The sequence below is a fragment of the Shimazuella alba genome (genome assembly GCF_009831235.1).
In the GTDB taxonomy this organism is placed as follows: domain Bacteria; phylum Bacillota; class Bacilli; order Thermoactinomycetales; family Thermoactinomycetaceae; genus Shimazuella; species Shimazuella alba.
In genome coordinates this window covers 1-18,324 of the sequence record NZ_WUUL01000012.1, presented here as the reverse complement: position 1 = coordinate 18,324, position 18,324 = coordinate 1, and the positions used below count along the sequence as shown (strand labels likewise).

19 protein-coding genes and 1 pseudogene are annotated in these 18,324 nt (G+C 36.2%); 9 read left to right on the top strand and 11 right to left on the bottom strand.

Features of this window, described 5'->3' with window-relative positions; genetic code table 11:
* The first annotated feature begins 72 nt into the window (after positions 1–72).
* Positions 73–690, top strand: a complete 618-nt coding sequence (locus GSM42_RS15830) for a hypothetical protein (RefSeq protein WP_160802513.1) — start codon at positions 73–75, stop codon at positions 688–690.
* Between the two features lie 185 nt (positions 691–875).
* Here GSM42_RS15830 and GSM42_RS15825 read toward each other — a convergent pair whose 3' ends face one another.
* The 9 genes from GSM42_RS15825 to GSM42_RS15785 form a co-directional block, all read right to left on the bottom strand.
* A complete protein-coding gene (locus tag GSM42_RS15825; protein WP_160802512.1) occupies positions 876–2,003 on the bottom strand; it encodes a M20 peptidase aminoacylase family protein in 1,128 nt (375 codons plus the stop codon).
* A 9-nt stretch (positions 2,004–2,012) separates the two neighbouring features.
* Complete coding sequence (locus tag GSM42_RS15820; RefSeq protein ID WP_160802511.1) at positions 2,013–3,446, bottom strand: YfcC family protein; 1,434 nt, start codon at positions 3,444–3,446, stop codon at positions 2,013–2,015.
* Between the two features lie 18 nt (positions 3,447–3,464).
* The gene (locus GSM42_RS15815; RefSeq protein WP_160802510.1) at positions 3,465–4,583 is read right to left on the bottom strand and encodes a mandelate racemase/muconate lactonizing enzyme family protein; all 1,119 of its coding nucleotides are present in this window, start codon (positions 4,581–4,583) and stop codon (positions 3,465–3,467) included.
* 89 nt (positions 4,584–4,672) lie between these two features.
* A complete protein-coding gene (locus tag GSM42_RS15810) occupies positions 4,673–6,016 on the bottom strand; it encodes a hypothetical protein (RefSeq protein WP_160802509.1) in 1,344 nt (447 codons plus the stop codon).
* A 135-nt stretch (positions 6,017–6,151) separates the two neighbouring features.
* A complete protein-coding gene (locus tag GSM42_RS15805) occupies positions 6,152–6,904 on the bottom strand; it encodes a HipA family kinase (RefSeq protein WP_160802508.1) in 753 nt (250 codons plus the stop codon).
* Entirely contained in the window at positions 6,905–8,863 is a 1,959-nt protein-coding gene (locus GSM42_RS15800) for a hypothetical protein (RefSeq protein WP_160802507.1), read from the bottom strand.
* Positions 8,860–9,837, bottom strand: a complete 978-nt coding sequence (locus GSM42_RS15795; RefSeq protein ID WP_160802506.1) for an aminoglycoside phosphotransferase family protein — start codon at positions 9,835–9,837, stop codon at positions 8,860–8,862. Before GSM42_RS15795 ends, GSM42_RS15800 begins: the two co-directional genes overlap by 4 nt.
* A gap of 27 nt (positions 9,838–9,864) precedes the next feature.
* A complete protein-coding gene (locus tag GSM42_RS15790; protein WP_160802505.1) occupies positions 9,865–11,007 on the bottom strand; it encodes a glycosyltransferase family 4 protein in 1,143 nt (380 codons plus the stop codon).
* Positions 11,007–11,669 carry a hypothetical protein gene (locus GSM42_RS15785; RefSeq protein ID WP_160802504.1) on the bottom strand — a complete coding sequence of 221 codons (663 nt, stop codon included), beginning with the start codon at positions 11,667–11,669 and terminating at the stop codon, positions 11,007–11,009. Before GSM42_RS15785 ends, GSM42_RS15790 begins: the two co-directional genes overlap by 1 nt.
* A gap of 490 nt (positions 11,670–12,159) precedes the next feature.
* On the opposite strand from GSM42_RS15785, the gene GSM42_RS21055 reads away from it, so the two are divergent.
* On the top strand, positions 12,160–12,282 hold the full coding sequence (locus tag GSM42_RS21055) for a hypothetical protein (protein ID WP_275402164.1): 123 nt from the start codon (positions 12,160–12,162) through the stop codon (positions 12,280–12,282).
* Between the two features lie 527 nt (positions 12,283–12,809).
* Here GSM42_RS21055 and GSM42_RS15780 read toward each other — a convergent pair.
* Complete coding sequence (locus GSM42_RS15780) at positions 12,810–13,217, bottom strand: hypothetical protein (protein WP_160802503.1); 408 nt, start codon at positions 13,215–13,217, stop codon at positions 12,810–12,812.
* A 317-nt stretch (positions 13,218–13,534) separates the two neighbouring features.
* Between GSM42_RS15780 and GSM42_RS15775 the strand changes: the two genes are divergently transcribed.
* The 5 genes from GSM42_RS15775 to GSM42_RS15755 all read left to right on the top strand — a co-directional run bounded on the left by GSM42_RS15775 (position 13,535) and on the right by GSM42_RS15755 (position 16,267).
* Positions 13,535–13,984 (top strand): GNAT family N-acetyltransferase, encoded by a 450-nt coding sequence (locus tag GSM42_RS15775; RefSeq protein ID WP_160802502.1) that lies wholly within the window; start codon positions 13,535–13,537, stop codon positions 13,982–13,984.
* Positions 13,965–14,186, top strand: coding sequence for a YdbC family protein (locus GSM42_RS15770; RefSeq protein WP_160802501.1), 222 nt, complete (start codon positions 13,965–13,967; stop codon positions 14,184–14,186). The genes GSM42_RS15775 and GSM42_RS15770 overlap by 20 nt, the downstream gene beginning before the upstream one ends.
* 100 nt (positions 14,187–14,286) lie before the next feature.
* Complete coding sequence (locus GSM42_RS15765; RefSeq protein ID WP_160802500.1) at positions 14,287–14,649, top strand: MmcQ/YjbR family DNA-binding protein; 363 nt, start codon at positions 14,287–14,289, stop codon at positions 14,647–14,649.
* A 242-nt stretch (positions 14,650–14,891) separates the two neighbouring features.
* Positions 14,892–15,362, top strand: coding sequence for a DUF5946 family protein (locus GSM42_RS15760; RefSeq protein WP_160802499.1), 471 nt, complete (start codon positions 14,892–14,894; stop codon positions 15,360–15,362).
* A 146-nt stretch (positions 15,363–15,508) separates the two neighbouring features.
* Positions 15,509–16,267, top strand: coding sequence for a MerR family transcriptional regulator (locus GSM42_RS15755; protein WP_160802498.1), 759 nt, complete (start codon positions 15,509–15,511; stop codon positions 16,265–16,267).
* A gap of 45 nt (positions 16,268–16,312) precedes the next feature.
* Here the strand turns inward: GSM42_RS15755 and GSM42_RS15750 are convergent.
* Positions 16,313–16,807, bottom strand: a pseudogene (locus tag GSM42_RS15750) (DinB family protein).
* Between the two features lie 166 nt (positions 16,808–16,973).
* On the opposite strand from GSM42_RS15750, the gene GSM42_RS15745 reads away from it, so the two are divergent.
* Together GSM42_RS15745 and GSM42_RS15740 are read left to right on the top strand one after the other, a co-directional pair.
* Entirely contained in the window at positions 16,974–17,603 is a 630-nt protein-coding gene (locus GSM42_RS15745; RefSeq protein WP_160802497.1) for a YIP1 family protein, read from the top strand.
* A 190-nt stretch (positions 17,604–17,793) separates the two neighbouring features.
* On the top strand, positions 17,794–18,273 hold the full coding sequence (locus GSM42_RS15740; RefSeq protein WP_160802496.1) for a helix-turn-helix transcriptional regulator: 480 nt from the start codon (positions 17,794–17,796) through the stop codon (positions 18,271–18,273).
* Positions 18,274–18,324: the final 51 nt, after the last annotated feature.

Genomic DNA, 18,324 nt, shown 5'->3' with positions numbered 1-18,324 from the left:
TGAGAAGCTTGACATATAATAATCTATGACTAGTGAGTAATTAAATTGGTATAAAATAAGGAGTTGTTGACTGTGTATTTGCAGCAAGACCTTATCGATAAATTAGATCAGATTCATATAACAAAAAGATCCAATCGAGTTACGATTGAAAATCCGACAAAATTTCCATTGATTGGATCAGGTGCTCAAGGAGCCGTGTTTCGGATAGATGAACAACGGTGTGTGAAGATTTATTGTGCCAATCAGAGTCTTGTTAGAGAACTTCGTGCTCTGCAATTAGGGGAAAAAATAGGTATCTGTCCAAAGGTGTTTTCTTGGGGAGAGAATTTCATCATAATGGAATATTTATCATATCCATCACTCTTTGAGTATCTTCAGACAAATGAATTAACGAAAGAATTAACAGTAAAGATCATAGATGTGTTGGAATCATTTGAGCAAGTAGGATTTAACCGTTTCGATCATTCTGCTCGTCATATCTATGTAGTTCCAAATGGAAAGATGAAAGTCATCGATTTGGTTCACATTATAAAACCTAATCCTGTACTTCTTGCAAAAAAATTAATAAGTGATATGGGGGTAAATAAGCAAAAATTTGTTCATTTTGTTCAAGAGTTAAGTCCAAAGTGGTATGAACGCTGGGAGAAACAGCCAGGATTTGTAGCATTAATAAACGAACCAAATAAATGAAAAGGTTCTATCATTTGGATAGAACCTTTTTATAAGAAAAGAAACAGGTGCAGGTAGAAACACAAGCATATTGAATAGTAGACTAAAAAGTGGACAAGAAAACAAATACTGGAATAATATAAAAAGGGTCTCGCATTATTAAAGTGTAACGTTTGTAAGGGGCATTTTACATAGCAAGTCTCTTTTTATTTATCAAAAGTATGAAGGACAGTGCGTGTTAAAATTTCAATTCCATTTAATAGTGCTTCTCGATTAAAAGTCATGTTAGGATGATGCAATCCAGGTTGTAAATCACAACCTAATCCTAGCATCGTTGCTTTTAAATGTGGTCTTTCTTTCGTATAGTAATGAAAATCTTCTGCTCCTGGTGTAACGATAGGCGCCATGAGGTTCTCTTCACCCAATGTTTGTGTGATCGCATATTCCATCAATTTTTGAGCAGTCTTATTTATGGTTGCTGCATATACTTGATTGCTGCTCTCATAATAAATAGAAGTTTGATATAACCGTGCAACAGACTGTAGAACATGTCCTGTTTTGTGTACCAGTTCATTCATCGCTTCGTTGGTTTGAGCACGTAAATCCAAATGAAATTTTGCAGAACCAGGAATGATGTTCGTATTTTTTTCACCAGCGGTCACTTGTGTCATCTTGATGGAATATGGTGTTGTTGGGTCAAGATGTATGCCTTTTAACTGTTCTACAATGGTAGAGATCACTTCGATTGCATTGTTTCCTTGATGTGGTCTCGCTCCGTGTGCATCATATCCAGTTATGCTGCCAAAAATGGTTTGATTGGCTCCGTGTAATATTCCAGCTGCTGCTTGGTTATGTGGTACTTCATCCATAGGCCTTACATGTACACCATATAGAAAATCCAATTCATCTACTACCTTATTTTCGATCATCTTTAATGCACCATTGCCTTGTTCTTCAGCAGGTTGAAAAAGAAACATGATTCGTCCGGGAACTTCTATCTTTTGTGCTTGTAAGACGAGCAGCACACCTAGTACCATTGTCATGTGGGCATCATGTCCACATGAATGATTTGCTTGAAATTTCCCATCCACTTCTTGCCATAATGCATCCATATCTGCTCTCAATCCTACGGAGAGGTCAGATTTTCCGTTACCTATTGTTCCTACTACTCCCGTACAATCTGGAAAAGTAGTAACTTCGCATCCAGATTTTCGCAAAAAATCAGCAAGAAAAGAAGTGGTATGATGTTCTTGCCAGCTTATTTCCGGATGACCATGAAGGCGATCATAGATTTCAAAGATAGTTGGTTTTAATGTTTCAATTGTTTTTTTCATGTTTTTCACCTAAGATATACCAATTAATACCGCAACAATTAGGGCTGTACAAGCTATAAGAGCCCAGCCTACAAGCATTTTCCAAATGAACTTCACCCATTTTTCATAAGGAATACCTGCGACTGCCAAATAGCCCATTAAGGCGGAGGAAGTTGGAATAATGGAGTTTGTAACAGAATCCCCATACTGGAAAGCGAGTACAGCGACTTGCCGTTTAATATCCAACAAATCTGCTATAGGAATCATGATGGGCATGGTTGTGGCTGCTTGCCCGCTTCCAGATGAAATAAATAAATTTAAAAATGCCTGCACCACAAACATAACGACAACATTTAACGTATCAGGCAAATGGCCGATTAGAGAAGTTAAACCATAGATCATGGAATCGATAATTTTTCCATCTTCTAAAACAACCGTAATAGCCCGTGCAAATCCAACGATGAGCGCGCCAAAGGTTACCGCTTTTGCCCCATCAATGAAAGAATCAAATATTTTCGTAAAGGAAAGTCCTCCAAGCAAACCAGCTATCATTCCCATGATGAAAAAGGAAGCAGTAAGTTCTATTAAAAACCATTCCCATTTAAAAACGCCGTACACATTAAAAGCAAGACCGCCTGCAAGTGCAATAAAAACAAGAGTATGTCGAAAATGATAGTTTGGGATATTTGGTTTATCCTCCATTTTTTCTGGTGCTTGCTGTTTTTCAATTTCATAGATAATACTATTTTTTGGATCCGCTTTCACTTTTGCAGCATAACGGCTTACGTACCAGATCGCGAAACTAAGAACGAAAACATAAACAACTGCACGGAAGATAAAACCGGAGAAAAGAGGGACTTCTGCTAAGGACTGAGCAATTCCTACGGTAAATGGATTGAACATTCCACCCATAAATCCACTCGCAGCCCCTAGTGTGACCATTGCTGTACCTGTTATGGCATCAAAACCGACTGCTCGTGCAATTGCAATTCCAATCGGCACAAATATAATAGTCTCCTCAGCCATACCAAGGGTAAATCCTCCGATTGAAAATAGAAACATACAGGCAGGAATCAAAATTTTCTCTCTGCCATTTAAAAGTTTCACTCCTTTGTAAATACCTGCTTCAATTGCTCCGGTTGACCGAATAATTCCAAAAACCCCACTGACAAGAAAAATATAAAATATGATTTGTGAGCCTTTTTCTAATCCTGTTGGAATGGATTTGAAAGTATCGAAAAATCCAACTGGATTGCTCTCTACTGCATGATAGGTTCCATTTTGGACAATGGTTTTTCCTGTTTCTTTATCCTCTATTCTTTGATACTCTCCGGCAGGGACAACATATGATGCTAGTGCTGCTACAATAATCATGATCAACAAAATAGCGTAGGTATGAGGAAAAGTAAACCATTTTAATAGAGGATTCTGTTTATTAGTAGAAATATCTACTTTCTGTGCCATTATCTCACCTCGACTGTTTTATGAAGAATACATAATGGTTTCCTGTGTAATCATCAGCTCATGTAATTGCTGCTTATCCACTTCTATTCCCAACCCAGCTCGATCCGTTAATTCAACATATGGAAGCGTGTATTGAAGATCACCGATATCTTTGCTAAACAGGAGAGGGCCAGTTAGTTCTGTATGGGTAATGTTACGATGTGATTTTGCAACATGATAACCTGCGGCAGATGCAATCGAAGATTCGACCATGGAGCCTATTTGACAAGGGAGACCAGCAAACTCAGCCATTTTTGCCATATGGACAGCTGGATAAATACCCCCGCATTTCATTAATTTGATATTAATGCGATCAGCTGCTTGTTTCTTGATGATTTCTAGAAGCTGATAACCATCATGAACGCTTTCATCAGCCATAATAGGTGTCATCGTATGTTTTTTTATTTCTGCAAGTCCGTCGATATCTTGTATACGAATGGGTTGTTCCACCCAAGCGACATGATAGGAAGTAAGCTGTTCAATGGCTTGAATCGCTTGTGAGTAGTTCACCCATCCTTGATTAATATCAATGCAGATGGTAACCTTATCCCCTATTGCTTGGCGAATTGCTTTTACGCGTTCAACGTCTTCCTGGGGATCACGGCCAAGTTTTAATTTTAAGTATAGATAACCTTCTGTGATCGCTTTCTTTGCTTTCTGAGCCATTACATCAGGATCATCGATACTCAATACAGCTGGGAAAGTTAAGGATTCATGAACTGCGCCTCCAATTAATTGATATACAGGCTGACTCAGAAATTTTCCCATTAGATCGTAACAGGCAATATCGATGGCAGCTTTTGCAGAAGGATTGGCATAGATCGCTTGATCGAGTATATGGTGAATTTGTTCGATCGAGAAAGGATTTTGTCCCATGATAGCAGGAAGTAGATGGTGTTTTAAAATGTTAATGACACCGAAAAACGTTTCTCCTGTCACATGCTCATCCGGGACAGCTTCTCCATATCCTACCAACCCTTCATCTGTTTTTAACCGTAAAATAATAGAAGGCATATAGTCATAGGAAGAATAAGAAATAACAAATGGAGATTTTAAAGGCAGGTGAATCCCGTAAATATCTGCTTGAACAATTTTCAAAGATGCTCCTCCTCTGCTCAAATAGAAATGTCGTCGTTATATAGTCGCTATTTAGTTATACATGATTTTATTGATGTAAACGTTAAATGTCAATGTAAAATTTTAATAGTTATTTGTTGTTTAAATTTTTCTGAGATATTGTATAGAGCACGAGGCCGTCCTTGTTCATAAGGTTGTTCCTCACCGGTAACAAGTAATAAATTTTTTTCTAGTAGCCTTTTTATGAGTCTCTCTGCTGATCGTCTACTTAAATTCAAGTAGGATGCTAATGCAGAAGCGGTAAAAGAACGAAATTGATGGACACGAACAAATTCAATAAAACGAAGCAAATTTTTGGTGCTTATTTGACATTGTGCTGCTAATTGTTGAATATTACTATCTTCGTTTTGCAGGGAAATGTTTTTTTCGTTTTGAAATAAAGGTCCTTTTAATTGTTTTCTTTCATCGATTAAATAAGTAATAGTATGTTTGGATGATTGTTTGGCTGCGTAAGATAAAGCTTGTGATGCATGACTCTCGGCATCTTGTACCGTATATCCATATCCAATACCCACCTCAAATTTTAAATCTATTCCTTCTGTCAAAGAGTCTAACTCCTGTAACACATTTTCAATCTGAAATTGCTCCAAAGTGCCTTGATTGGTATATACCAAAAATGGCTGCATTTGTTCCATCGAAACATGCGCATTTAATTTTCTTCCGATTTTTTGCAGTTTTTGTAAGATAGCGAGCTGTAGTGAATGGTTATCTGTTTGAGTATCTGGAAAGGAGGTATGAACAGAAATAACTGCGATCTGCGCATCTTTTGCCTTTTCTAACTTTGCTAAGGTCACCACTTTTTCTAATTCTTCTTTTAGTAATGTAGAAGGTTGCATCATGTAAATGGAAGGAATATTGTGTTTTTGAAGTTGGTCATACACTGCGTGAATACTGGTGAGTGCAAATGTTGTTTTCTTTTGATGAAACAAATTTACATGAAACCGAATGTAAGATTCGATATCAAGACTATTCCTGTGCTGTTCCAATTGATAAATCCAGGCATAGTCTTTTACATATGGTTTATCTGTTATTTGTAATTCTTTTAGTAATCCATCTAAAACGCTTTTATCTGGAAGATCAATCGACAAAGAGTGAAGGGGGAAGTGGTGATGGTAGTGAATCGAAAAAAGAGACAGACTCAGTACAAGTTCTCGAAAAGACAAATACATGCTGTTTAATGGGTACTTTTGCAGTTGTTTTCTAGCATGATAATAAGCAATGATTCCAGAAAATAAAAGAAAGTCAGTCTCTTGATATGCTTTTTCTATATAGGGTTCCGTGTCTTTAGGAGATTGATAGAGATAGGAAATAAAAGTAATATCTGGGTAGTTGCTATAGTGTTTCGAGATTGTATCAATAAATTGTTTTGATCCTAAAATACCAATAGTTAACATTTGACATGCTCCTCTTATTTTTACCGTCTAGTGAGCATTTTACATAATAATGATGATGGATAGCAATCAGTAGCACAAAGAAAAAAGACTTGGAAATCCAAGTCTAAAGTTGCCCTAACGTTTGGATAGAACCTTTTATTTTTTTTTCCATTTTATATGAGACAAAAATTGCTTTGCCTCTATTAAATAAGAAACAACTGCAGCTTTCTCATCATCGGAAACATCCCAATCTGCGGGAATGGAATATATCGTTTTAGTTATCTCTTCATTTGGAAGAGTTTGGATTTTTTCTACAGCTGTTTGGATTTCACTTTTATTAGGCAGTTGAGAAATAAACCATTTATGAACATCTTGTTTGAGTTTTATTTTTGGCTTTTTATCAAATGTTTTTATGGTCCACTTGGCATCTGCAAATATGCGACCATGATCAATCATGTACATATAGTAGGAATCATTTTGTTGAGGTTCTAGTAGAACATTTCCTACTTTTCGATCTGTATTGTTGATCCAAAGGTCAAAGGCAGTAATTCCTGCAAAGTGTTCTCTGTTTTGTATCAATATGTCACTGGAAAAAGTAAGATGCTTACATTTATCAATATAAAGACAAGCAAATTGGGTACCACTATGAAAACTGTATTTTGTAAATGATTCATACTGATGGATAAAATTTTGGTCTATCTCTACAGTTTGAAATGGAGTGATAGGTAGGGCGAGCAATTGAGCCAACGCGCTAGAAATGTATTCATTTACTAATATTCTTGTTCCAGAAGGGTTATTTTTAAATTTTACGACATACGAATTACCATCACTAAAGAGTATACGTTGAGGTTTGGAGTAACCAAGGGGCATACGTTCGATTAGTCGGATAGGTTGTATCGATTTAGACATCTATATTTCATCCTCCTTTCTGTTAGGATGAGTTGCAATACCTAAACATAAGGCAGCCGATGAGGAAGTAATATGGAAACTCAAGCAAAATCCATGACCAAAAATGGGATTACGAGGAAATATCCAATTGATATGATTTGATTTAGGCTCCATCCAAGCAATCAGGTTTCCATTTTGAAATCCTTTTCTGTTTTTATGTTGGTAGGGCAAAATATTTCTACGTCCATTACGGAGTAATTGCAAGTAATCAGGAGATAGTCCAATATCTAAGGAAAGGGGGAGGATGGACGGTGGTATTTGTTCATAGCTGGCATGAATTTGAGAGGAGTGGTGTTCGATGGTGAAGCGTTTGATTAAACCAAATGCTGGACTATCTTTTTGATCATTCATAAGAATTAGTTCTGTACGTTGTTTATTTGCCAATAGAGAGTGAATCTTATATTTATCATGTTCAAATCGGTGATCAGCAAATGCACCAGGATGATTCATCGGAGAATCCATGAAATCGTTGGGTTCTTCTAGCCAATTCCAATCATCAGATGGATTTCCAACGACTAGAGCATCTTGATTTGATAGATATGAGATAAGGTATATCAGTCTTCCCCCAAAGTTTGGAGAGAATACTGCGGCGATCAGATGGTTTCGTAAGATTACTTCTTTATGACCATCGTCGTCTATATCAGCTATATCACAATGGAGAAAGTTAGTGCTACCATGGTCTTTTTTCCAGATAGCAGCTTTTATTAGAATCGAACTGGTTTTTGCATGACTTGCAAGCGATCGAGCCCATGGAGCAGGCATTGCTATGCTTTGGTTACCATCAGAATGAATGCTGTTGACCGCATCATGCCAAGCTGTTTCATACGTACATGCAGAAAAATGTTTATGAGCTAGTGTAAGCAGGGAACAATCTACATTTTTATGGGTAGATAGTTTATTAAGTTTTTTCCAAGTTTTGTTTAGAATCGATTGATAAGGAGCCCAGGCTTTGGAATTGGCCCAGTTTTGATAATCTTCACCAGCTCCAAATTCAGTAGCTAGTTCTCGATAACTTCCTGTTCCAATTTTAATTTCACTCTCAATTACTTGATTCGATAGCCATTGCTGAAGTAAGACAGGTTCTATTCTTTTATTTGAGCTCAACCAATCCAAAAAATGTTGATAATGAATGAGAGCTTGAGGATTCCAAGGAGGAATAGCAGCAACTTTTTCCATATCATCCCCATAAATAGCAATCAAATTTTGTTCTTGTTGATTTGCTTTGTATAGTTGATCAAAGATTTGGCTGAAATTTTTTGCTTGTATCTTTTTTTCAAAAGGTACTGATATTCTTATTGGATAGGAGAGCGGAAGAGCAATGAGTCCATTTCCATTTCGAATACGATATGCTTGAAAAAGTTCAGGTTGAAAGATTGGTTTTTGATCGTATTTTTTTCGTGCATCATTTTGTAATAGAAGGCGATCATCGACAAGAACATATTGAAATCCGTGATTTTTTAGGGTAGAGTCAGTCAGTAATTTGGCTAATTTATGTGTATCCCAGACTCGTTCGGGAACCCAAAATCCCTTTACTGCTTGACGATTAGGGTGAATCCAAGTGTGAATCAAATCAAGTTCTTCTTGGATTTGAAATTTGTTTTGCTTGCAGTCAAATAGTGTCATGATATTTTGTGCATACGTTGATCCAATGATTTCGACGAGTCTATGAGCCTGTAAATCTTTTATCTCTTCTAAAAATAAGGGATCGTACCAAGCGCATGCCTCAATAAATGTTCCGCTGATATGAAGATGAAAAGGAATATTATACAAAGAATGAAGGTGCATGACTGCTCGAAGTCCACAAGATGCGTCAGGAGAACCAATAATTTCAGAAATACCCGGTCGATTGAGGTAACCATTTGTAATGAGATATTGGTTCGCATGATGGACAATAGCGAAAGGCATACCCTGTTTAATCATAAAATACTCTTTCCCTGTAAACATGTTTGACAATGATGTAAAAAGGGTTCTGGAATCACTTGATTTCCAGTTTTTAAAACACATAACTCATAATGAAGACTTTCTAAGTAGCAGCAAACACGATAAAAGGAAAGACGATCATAAAATTGATCACAGTCATAAAAGGGATTCGCTTGTAGATAAGTAGCTATAATTTTTTGAATCATGACAGAAAAAGCATCAAATACCCCCAGTTTAAAGTAACTACTGATTTCAATTTGGCAAATGAGATAAGCGATCTCCCAAGCAGGATCTCCGATAAAATGATGATCAAAATCAATCGCAACAACTTGGGAGGGAGTCAAAAAGATATTCCGAGTATGAAAATCCCCATGTAAAAGCACTGCTCGATCAATAAGTAATGAATTTAGTTTTTTGGATAGCTGCTGGCATATAGATGTAACTCTAGATTGTTTATGAGGGAGTAATACAATTAATTCATGAGAATATCGGTTAATTTCAGGATTTGTTCTTTTTGGCGTGCTAACTTGGAAAGATGTATGTGGAATATTGTGCATATGAGTTAACCATTTTGCAATTTGATTAGCTATATGAATATGATCAAGTGTACGATCATAGAGGCACTCTTCTAGTTTCCTTCCAGGTGCTTTAGACATTAGAAAGAAGTTTTGTTTTGGTATGAAAGCGATCGGACGAACAACTTTAAATTGTTGTAAATCATAAAATGAATTTGTCCAAATAAATTTTAAAAAATGATAACTAGAGATTCCTTTCTCGTATTGACTGTACGCTTTACCAATGACTGCTTCCTTCTTGATGCTTCCTTCTTGTACGTAAGTAACAAGGTATTCTAAGATAGTATCTTGCAATCTTGGTAATATAGAAATTAGTTCTACTTTGGTAACATGTCTTTTGTTGTTCGTATTCGTTTCATAGATCGAGCGAATCTCTTCAAGAGAAGGGAATTTGTCCATTCGTAAATTCTCCTTTCACATTGATAGTTATTTGGACAAATCATTTTTGGTTGTTTGGTAAAGTAGACTTGTTCGCTTCGCCACACGAGTCCAAGACCATTTTTGGGCTTCTTGGTAACCTTGCTGTCCTAAATATTTGCGTTGTGCACTGTCGTTTAGTAAGGTGAGCATTGCATGAGCCAGCTTTGTAGGTTGTTCAGGTTCAACGATATAAACGTTATTCACAATTTCACCTACACCTGTAGTCGATGAGATAATGCTTGGGATTCCAGCAGCCATTGCTTCGAGAACTGTTATTCCAAATGGTTCAGACCGAGATGGAAGAACATATAGTAAAGCATTTTGATAACAAGATAGTAGTTGTTCTCCAAATATACCTCCTGTAAAGGTTACGTTTTTATCGATCTTCCAGCGCTGTGCTAACATTTTTAATTTATGCAGTAAATCGCCTTCACCCACCATCATAAAATGTACATTTTTTTGCTCTGCAATAACTAATTTTGCTGCTTCCAAGAAAATATCTGGCGCCTTTTGTCCAGTGATTCTCCCAAGAAATAGGATATATCCATCTGTTTTCTCATAATCTCGATCAGCAATTTTTTTGTATTTTTCAAAATCAATTCCATTATAGATGGTAGTTATATGTTTAGAGTCAGCATCGTATTTATCAAGTAAAATTTGTTTGGTTTTATTAGAGACAACAATAGTATGCTTCACCATTTCTAAGGCTTCCCGTTCAACTGCATAAATGGCTGGATGTATGGGCATTCCAGCAGCACGATCATATTCAGTAGAATGTACTGTCCAAATTAAGGGGATTTTATATTTTTGGACGATTGGTGTGACAGCAAGTATCCCCATCCAATCATGTGCATGAATAAGATCAATCCCATCCGGCTGGAAAATGGATTCTAACTGTTGCTGAAACTTTATAACCATGTCCCACATGGTACTTCCTAGGTATGAATTATTGTTTACCGAATGTTCCAGCATTACTTGATAAAGTTTCATACCGTCAGGAATTTCAAAAGTATTTATATGGAAACAAGGTAAGTAAAAATTAATGGAAATACCTAGATTTGTTAACCCATGAGTGATAGCTTGGCAATGAATTCCTAAACCGCCCGAGAATTGTGGAGGGTATTCCCAACCTATCATGGCTACGTTCATTACGTACTACCTTTTAATTTTGAGACTTCTTTTGCTTTTAGCAAAACGGAATTGAAATCAGGATGTTTTCTCCATCTTCTATAAGTATCTAGTTCCAATTTTTTTACGTATTGTAAAAACAACGCTAATTGACTCCCCATACCTCTCATGATGCGTTTTGGAAGTGTTTTTGCTGGTAATCTATTGTGTCGATATAGATTTACAACTTTCAAGCTGTTATCAGGCATCATATAGATATACTCTGGTTTTTGATCTGATCGAGTAAATCCGATTTTTTCAAAATCGTGCAGAAGTTGAAGCAGTTGCTTCGTTAAATCTAATGTTATGGAACTATTGGCTAAATAGTCTGCTAAAGTAGGTGCATGGATGGGCTCCATCACTACATACGTTCCTTTTCTTCCGAAAACCTGCGGAGCTATCCCTATTTTTGCAGCTGATCGAAGAGCTTCATACTCTTTCTCTGCTTTTATCTCATCAGTATAAAAGACAGCACAATGTGTTGCATCAATGCCAATGACAGCCCGGCTTTTTTCGTTTTTTATAACAGATAAATCCGTTGGATTATGAATGATAGCCTCTCTAGTTAATGGCTTTGTGACTTTAATTTTGTTGATTTCTTGGATGAGTTCATTATGGTTTAAACCACTCGATTCTGGTATCACAAAAAAACCTCCTTGGATTATACTTGAAATCTTATTGTTATCATATGGATTAATAGATAAATAGAAACAGCTCTTATCTATATTTTCATTTTTATTTCTCTTAGCATATAGCGAAGACAAAAAGCTAGAGATACTGTCGAAAAGGAATAAATAGTGAGGATAGATTATCAATTTGTTATAAAAAAAGGAGCAGAGGCATGATGAAGAAATGGAGGTCTAAAAAACGTACCGAATTTTGAGTTTTTAGACATAATATCGAATCGATTCCATTGCTAAGGATACAGAACAAAAAGAAATGTAGATTATATAATTTTATGTGTAAAGATAATTCAAAGTATAAATACAGTAATTATTATAAATTGATATAATATAGACAGAAACCATCTTTCGCTTAGAAGAGTTGGCGAATTTCTGATAGATATTATGGTTATGAATATTATTGTGTCATTTTTTGTAATTGGAATAGCGGGTGTCTGTGGAGAACTTTGCGATGATGGAGATAAACGAAAAAATAGCAGTAGCAGTTGTCCAGGCGGCAGTGGTGGAGGTTCATGTAGCAGCCGTTCATTTTGTAGTAGTTGTGGTTCCTGTGGTGGCGGAAGTTGAACGATAGGTAGGTTGTCATCCGATGTGGGTGTTGAATCAACATTTTTTTAGAATGAGTAAAAAATGTAGGAAAGAAAAGCAGACTCGTGTTTTATGTCTGCGATTAATTTTTAATAGGTTTCTTAAAAAGTACTCCTCATTTTTGTGGAATACGAATTTACTCTAGATTTTCTGGGCAAAAATAATTTCGTGAGGGTCAGTATCTTCTACAAACAAGCAGTAGGGAGTACTTTTTAATTTTTTGCGCTGTTAATCAGAGAAGTTGATTATAAATTCGATATAGATGGTACAATGAAACATCAGAGGTACATAACGTTTATCAAAGATAAAGAAAAAAGAGGGTCCTTTCAGTGATTCTCCCATTTCTCATACTTATTTATTAGATTCAATTACATAATTGCGATCACTATTTTTAGAATTATTAACCGATAAAAACCAGACCGGGCACGCCTCATTCTTTATCGAATGTGACATGCCCAGTTGCCAACCTACGACAGGTCAGCAGTTAGCTCTAGAGCAGTTTCGACCCTAGAGTTAGCAACCGAAGTGGACCTCTACGCCCTTCGAACGGAACACGTCTGCTGTCTCGTTGGTGAGCTCGACGTTGTTTTCCTCGAGGTAGAGCTTGCCTTCTCCTTCTCGGTAGACCAGCGGGATACCGCCGATGCTGAAGTGAGTCCTTGAAGTCGGAGAGATCATGGTTTCTTCACCCACGAACTTGACGAAATGCCCATCGAAGAAGACCTCTACGAACCCCATCCCCGGCTTGAGCTTCAGCCCACTGGGAGCAGCGACCGGCTTAGCCGGAGCCGGAGAGTAGTTGTACGACTTCACCACGGCATTGTCTCCGATGGCGAAAGCACCACCAGTTCTGTTGCTGATGTAGATTTCACCACCGTTCTCGTAGGGGTATTCCTGTCCGTCGATGTGGACCTTACCCATGGGGAATCCTTCCCTAGTGCCAACTTTTTTCTATTATATCCCGTTTGCAGAAAACAAGGAAGGAATTATTTTTTATTGAAATGATGAGCAAATATGTGGTATATGGAATAATGGTCTTTTGTGCTATTTTCATAGATGGAAACAAAAGAAATTAAAAAAAATAGTCCAAAGACTTATAACTACCAAATAAGGTATAGATGCTACCACCATTAAAAAGTCCGCGTTTATTCATATTCACCATGGTCTCTGAGGAGGTCATGGTTTTTTGATATAATAGTTCACAGTAATTATATAGAAAAAGGAGAGTCTGGTAGGTATTGGGGATTATTTATACGGAAGAAACTCCAAATGCTCTTGATTTATTTACACTTTACGAGACGGAACAGTGGAATGATTTTCTACATTTAACAAAAGAATCATTACATCAGGCTATCAGCAACAGTTGGTATGTCATTAGTGCATATGAACAAAGTAAATTAGTAGGTACAGGAAGATTAATTTCAGATGGGATTACTGTAGCATTGGTATCAGGGCTAATTGTGGATCCAGATTATCGTCGTAGAGGTATAGGCAAAAATATGATAAATAAAATGGTGACAAAGTGTAGGGAGTGTAAGTTAGCAATTCAGCTGTTTACCACTGATGAAAATATGGAGTACTATAAGAATCTAGGTTTCCGAACATTTGCAAATGGATTGATTTATATCACAATTAACCAACATAAACAAATTCAAGGGGATGTTTTCGATGGCAGAAATAAAGTATGAGATCAAAAAAACCTTAGGTGTTCTCTCTGAATCTCCAAAAGGATGGAAAAAGGAATTAAATCTGATCAGCTGGAATGGCAAAAAAGAAAAGTATGACCTGAGAGAATGGGATCCAGAACATGTGAAAATGGGCAAAGGTGTTACGTTTACAAGCGAAGAATTAAGAGTATTGCGTGATTTACTAAATGATATGAATTTATAACTCTTTCTAGCGAGTATGTGAAAAGATTTAGGATGAGATATTCTAAGTCTTTTTTCTATCAGACATTCATTTAGAAAAACAGGAAGAGGAGTGTAGAAATATGCAATCTTCAGCACAAGAAGTTCTTATTGCAAATACACGAAAGGTTTGCAGTACTCTTCGTGAAACAGTAGAAATAGAAGATGGGTTTGGTAATATTACTTTTCAAGTACATGGAAGATCTTTTGTGAAAATAACAGGCAGAGCGGGTTTATGTTTGAAATCGAATCACGAGACCCAAGAGATTCTTATCCAAAAAGAGAAGTTTTTCGTGACTCCATATATAGGTCGGCATGGTTGGATTTCTATTCTAAATCCACAAGAGGAAGATTGGGGAGAATTAACAGAGCTGATTCAAGAGGCATATTTGCGTGCAGCACCAAAGTACTTAGTGAAGGAATGGGTGGATTTACGCAAAATATAAAAGGGTAGTTTAAGAATAAATAGCTTACTACAAGAAAAAGCAATTTGGAGGGTAGGATTAAAATATATTATCGATTGATATCCATATGGTTGTATGCTGTAAAAGGTTTATACCATGATTAATACGTAGTTCTTATTCAACGATTGGGTTAGGCTAGTTAAATAACCATTTACCTTTACGTTACGTGAAAGAATAAATGAAATGAGAGAAATGTAATTTTTTATATGGAGGATTTAACTGCAATGGTTGACAATGATACTATAATGAAGTCTGGTAAATGTATGGAATGTGGAGCAAATGAAACAGATGGACTTTCCTGCTATGAGATGTTTCAATTCCCACTGGTTTGGGAGCATAACGATCCTAAATTATATGATTTACATTTTTGGCTTGTTTCTTGTTATATGATTCAACACCCATCTAACTATACGAAAGATGGATATAATCATTTGATAAACTTATTCATCGAAGCTTTTGATAATGATTGGGATACGGCTTATATTCTTAGGAAAAATAGAGAACTAATTTTAAAAGTTGGCAAAATAACCAATCCGCTGCCAAACCACAAAAGAAAACGTATATATAGAAGATGGTCATTGACAATGGAAGATTTATATAGTGGTGGAGAGGAGAATGCAATCAACAACATCAATAAATGGAAAGAAACAATCAGAAAGGATTTAAAAAATAATGGTATATGTACGGCCAATTGAACAAGTATAAGAAAAGCATTTACCAGAAGTATACACTTCAATATCATGCAAATATCAATATGAAGATTTAACAGAGACTAATTAAAAAAAGTTTGACCTTACCATAACGTTAAGGTATATCGTAAATGTAGCTAGGGGGTGGAGGAATGGAATACACCGTTTTGAAACTAGCTCAACTAGCAGGTGTTAGCTCTAGAACGCTACGGTTTTATGATGAGATAGGTCTGTTAAAGCCAGCTAAAATTAATTCATCGGGTTATCGGATATACGAACAAAAAGAAGTGGACTGTCTTCAACAGATCCTCTTTTACCGAGAGCTTGGATTCTCCTTAGATAAAATACAAGAGGCTATTCATGCGCCAAACTTCGATAAAATTGAAGCTTTGAAACAACACCATGATCAACTACTCGAGAAAAAAGAGCAGTTGGAAGCACTCATCTCCAATGTCAAAAAAACTATTGCAGCACAAGAAGGGAGAGTGAAAATGTCAGATAAAGAGAAATTTGAAGGTTTTAAACAAAATCTCATTGATGAAAACGAAGTAAAATATGGTAAAGAAGTCCGTGGAAAATATGGCGATAATGCGGCAAATAGCTCAAATGAAAAACTAAAAAATATGTCCCAATCCGATTATGAGGAAGTAACTAGATTAGAAAAAGAAGTAATGGATACACTGCTAGAAGCATATAAAAGTGGAAAACCTATAAGCCAAGTCGCCCAGAAAGCTGCTGAACTTCACAGACAATGGCTTACATTTTTTTGGAATGATTATAGCAAAGAAGCCCATATGGGTTTAGTGCAAATGTATGTAGATGATGAGAGATTTAGAGATTACTATGATAAGCATCAACCTGGATTAGCAAAATTTTTACGAGATGCCATTCGTGAATATACCAATGTTTAACGCAAAAGACCAGCTTGTATAGCTGGTCTTTTGTATGTGTAGATTTCAATCCGTACCAAGAATATCTGTATTAGGGATTTCCTCATATCCCATTTGTCGAGCCATTGCAACAATTTGCCCTTTATGGTGGAATTCATGGGTTACAACGTGAAGTAGCAGTTTGTTGGGGGTAATCGAAAGGATTTCTTCTGTATTTCACCAAGGGATTTCTTTCGTAATAAGTGTATTTCTTTGTTCGTGAGACAATGTTTGAAAAAATTGCTCCACATATCTATCAGATTGCTGAAAACGTTCTCGGACAGCTTTTACACCCATTTGATGGAGAAATTCTTTTGGAGTAAGTGGCTTTTTGGTTTGAAACAGAACGAAAGAACCAATCCAGCCAATATAACAATCTGCTATATGCACAAGAAGATTGCGAATAGATGGAAATCCAAATCCCGACATTTGGCGTGTGAAATCATTTTGCTCTATTTCTTCGCAAAAGTCTAAAAGATCATTTCTTGTTTTTTTAACCCATTCATATTGTGTTTGATCCATTTTATACACCTCAAAAGAATACGTGTTTATGCTTATATGGTATTATTATTTCATAGGATACCAAGTCATACAAAATGTAAAATATACCTAGCTCATACCTTAAAATTCTGAATTGGTATCTAATTATTTTATAGGTGAATTTCAACAAAAAAGAAGGGGATACGATTTGAAAAAACCGTCTTTATGGGGGATGATTTGGAGACCTCAAATAGAATTTCAACGTCTAAAGGAACAGCCAATTATTTGGATTCCTTTGGCTATTCTCAGTACATTACATGTAATTGCAATGTTATTTCTAACTCGTGTAAAAACGGAAGAATGGGATTTGAATTCTGTACAAACACCTCCAACCATATCTTATACATATATGTCAGCTGGATTATTGCTGTCGGATCTTCTTACTTTTCTACTATCCATATTTATTATTGCCTTTATTGTATATGGAGTAGCTAAAGCTTTTCATAGCAGCGTAAGTATCAAGCCTTTATTCTCATTAGCCATTTTCTTGCAAGTGATCCCTACACTTGGATTAATTTTGCAAGCGATTACCCATATTTTGGAGTGGAAATTAGCCATTCTTACATACAGTCTTCAAGATGTTTTTCAATTATCAGTAGGACATCTGTCTATTGCACTTGGTTTTGTGACTATTTTTACAGTGTGGAACTGGGTAATTGCTTCTATTGGATACGCAACGATACTGCGTGTACCTGTTTCAGTTGCAGTAGTAACGACTTTTGTGATGTGGTATTTACCCATATTAATTAGTAGTTTTATTTTGACTCCACAAGGTTAGAAATATAAAAGTAGGCGAAATTAGCCTGCTTTTTTGACATATATAATCAAATAGCATGGGGAAAAGTGTGCCTACACATACACTTAGAATGTGCCAAATCCGCCTCTAGCGTATATTATTTGGAAACAGATTATTTACAATATTCACATATGGGTGTAAAATTACACATAAAGAATCAGAGGTGACACCTATGGGGAAAGATGAGTTAATAAGTCTACTATCACGTCAATTTAAATTAGTAAGAACAGAGTTTTCCTATACACAAGAAGAAATGGCGGAGAAGCTGGGATTATCAAAGAAAACGCTGGTACAAATAGAAAAAGGACGACAAGCTGCTAGTTGGATGCATGTTGTTGCACTGACTGCTTTATTTGAAGAGAGTGTTATTTTGCAAAACGCACTGGGTGGAGCTCCATTGGAAGTAGTAAAAACAATTACTCATCATCACTACGGTGGGGAAAAACCAAAAACATTAGGCGGGAAAGTGTGGTGGGTAGAAAAAGAAAATAGTAATGGATTTATTGTGCAACAAAATATTATTACTCATCATTACCGTATATTAGATGAAAACTATAGAAGATGGTACAGTTCATTTGATCAGGTTTTTATCTATACCAAATTTCAAGAATTAACAGGGAAAGAAGACAACTGGATTCAAACATTGAACTAACTGAACTAAACTAATAAAAACACACAAAAAGCATTCTTTATTAAGAATGCT

Bases quoted from the DNA above. Each gene is read 5' to 3' on its own strand.
- GSM42_RS15805 (WP_160802508.1), bottom strand. From the start codon at position 6,904: ATGTCTAAATCGATACAACCTATCCGACTAATCGAACGTATGCCCCTT.
- GSM42_RS15790 (WP_160802505.1), bottom strand. From the start codon at position 11,007: ATGAACGTAGCCATGATAGGTTGGGAATACCCTCCACAATTCTCGGGC.
- GSM42_RS15825 (WP_160802512.1), bottom strand. From the start codon at position 2,003: ATGAAAAAAACAATTGAAACATTAAAACCAACTATCTTTGAAATCTAT.
- GSM42_RS15820 (WP_160802511.1), bottom strand. From the start codon at position 3,446: ATGGCACAGAAAGTAGATATTTCTACTAATAAACAGAATCCTCTATTA.
- GSM42_RS15755 (WP_160802498.1), top strand. From the start codon at position 15,509: ATGGAATACACCGTTTTGAAACTAGCTCAACTAGCAGGTGTTAGCTCT.
- GSM42_RS15765 (WP_160802500.1), top strand. From the start codon at position 14,287: ATGCAATCTTCAGCACAAGAAGTTCTTATTGCAAATACACGAAAGGTT.
- GSM42_RS15810 (WP_160802509.1), bottom strand. From the start codon at position 6,016: ATGTTAACTATTGGTATTTTAGGATCAAAACAATTTATTGATACAATC.
- GSM42_RS15770 (WP_160802501.1), top strand. From the start codon at position 13,965: ATGGCAGAAATAAAGTATGAGATCAAAAAAACCTTAGGTGTTCTCTCT.
- GSM42_RS21055 (WP_275402164.1), top strand. From the start codon at position 12,160: ATGATGGAGATAAACGAAAAAATAGCAGTAGCAGTTGTCCAGGCGGCA.
- GSM42_RS15780 (WP_160802503.1), bottom strand. From the start codon at position 13,217: ATGGGTAAGGTCCACATCGACGGACAGGAATACCCCTACGAGAACGGT.
- GSM42_RS15760 (WP_160802499.1), top strand. From the start codon at position 14,892: ATGGTTGACAATGATACTATAATGAAGTCTGGTAAATGTATGGAATGT.
- GSM42_RS15800 (WP_160802507.1), bottom strand. From the start codon at position 8,863: ATGATTAAACAGGGTATGCCTTTCGCTATTGTCCATCATGCGAACCAA.
- GSM42_RS15795 (WP_160802506.1), bottom strand. From the start codon at position 9,837: ATGGACAAATTCCCTTCTCTTGAAGAGATTCGCTCGATCTATGAAACG.
- GSM42_RS15740 (WP_160802496.1), top strand. From the start codon at position 17,794: ATGGGGAAAGATGAGTTAATAAGTCTACTATCACGTCAATTTAAATTA.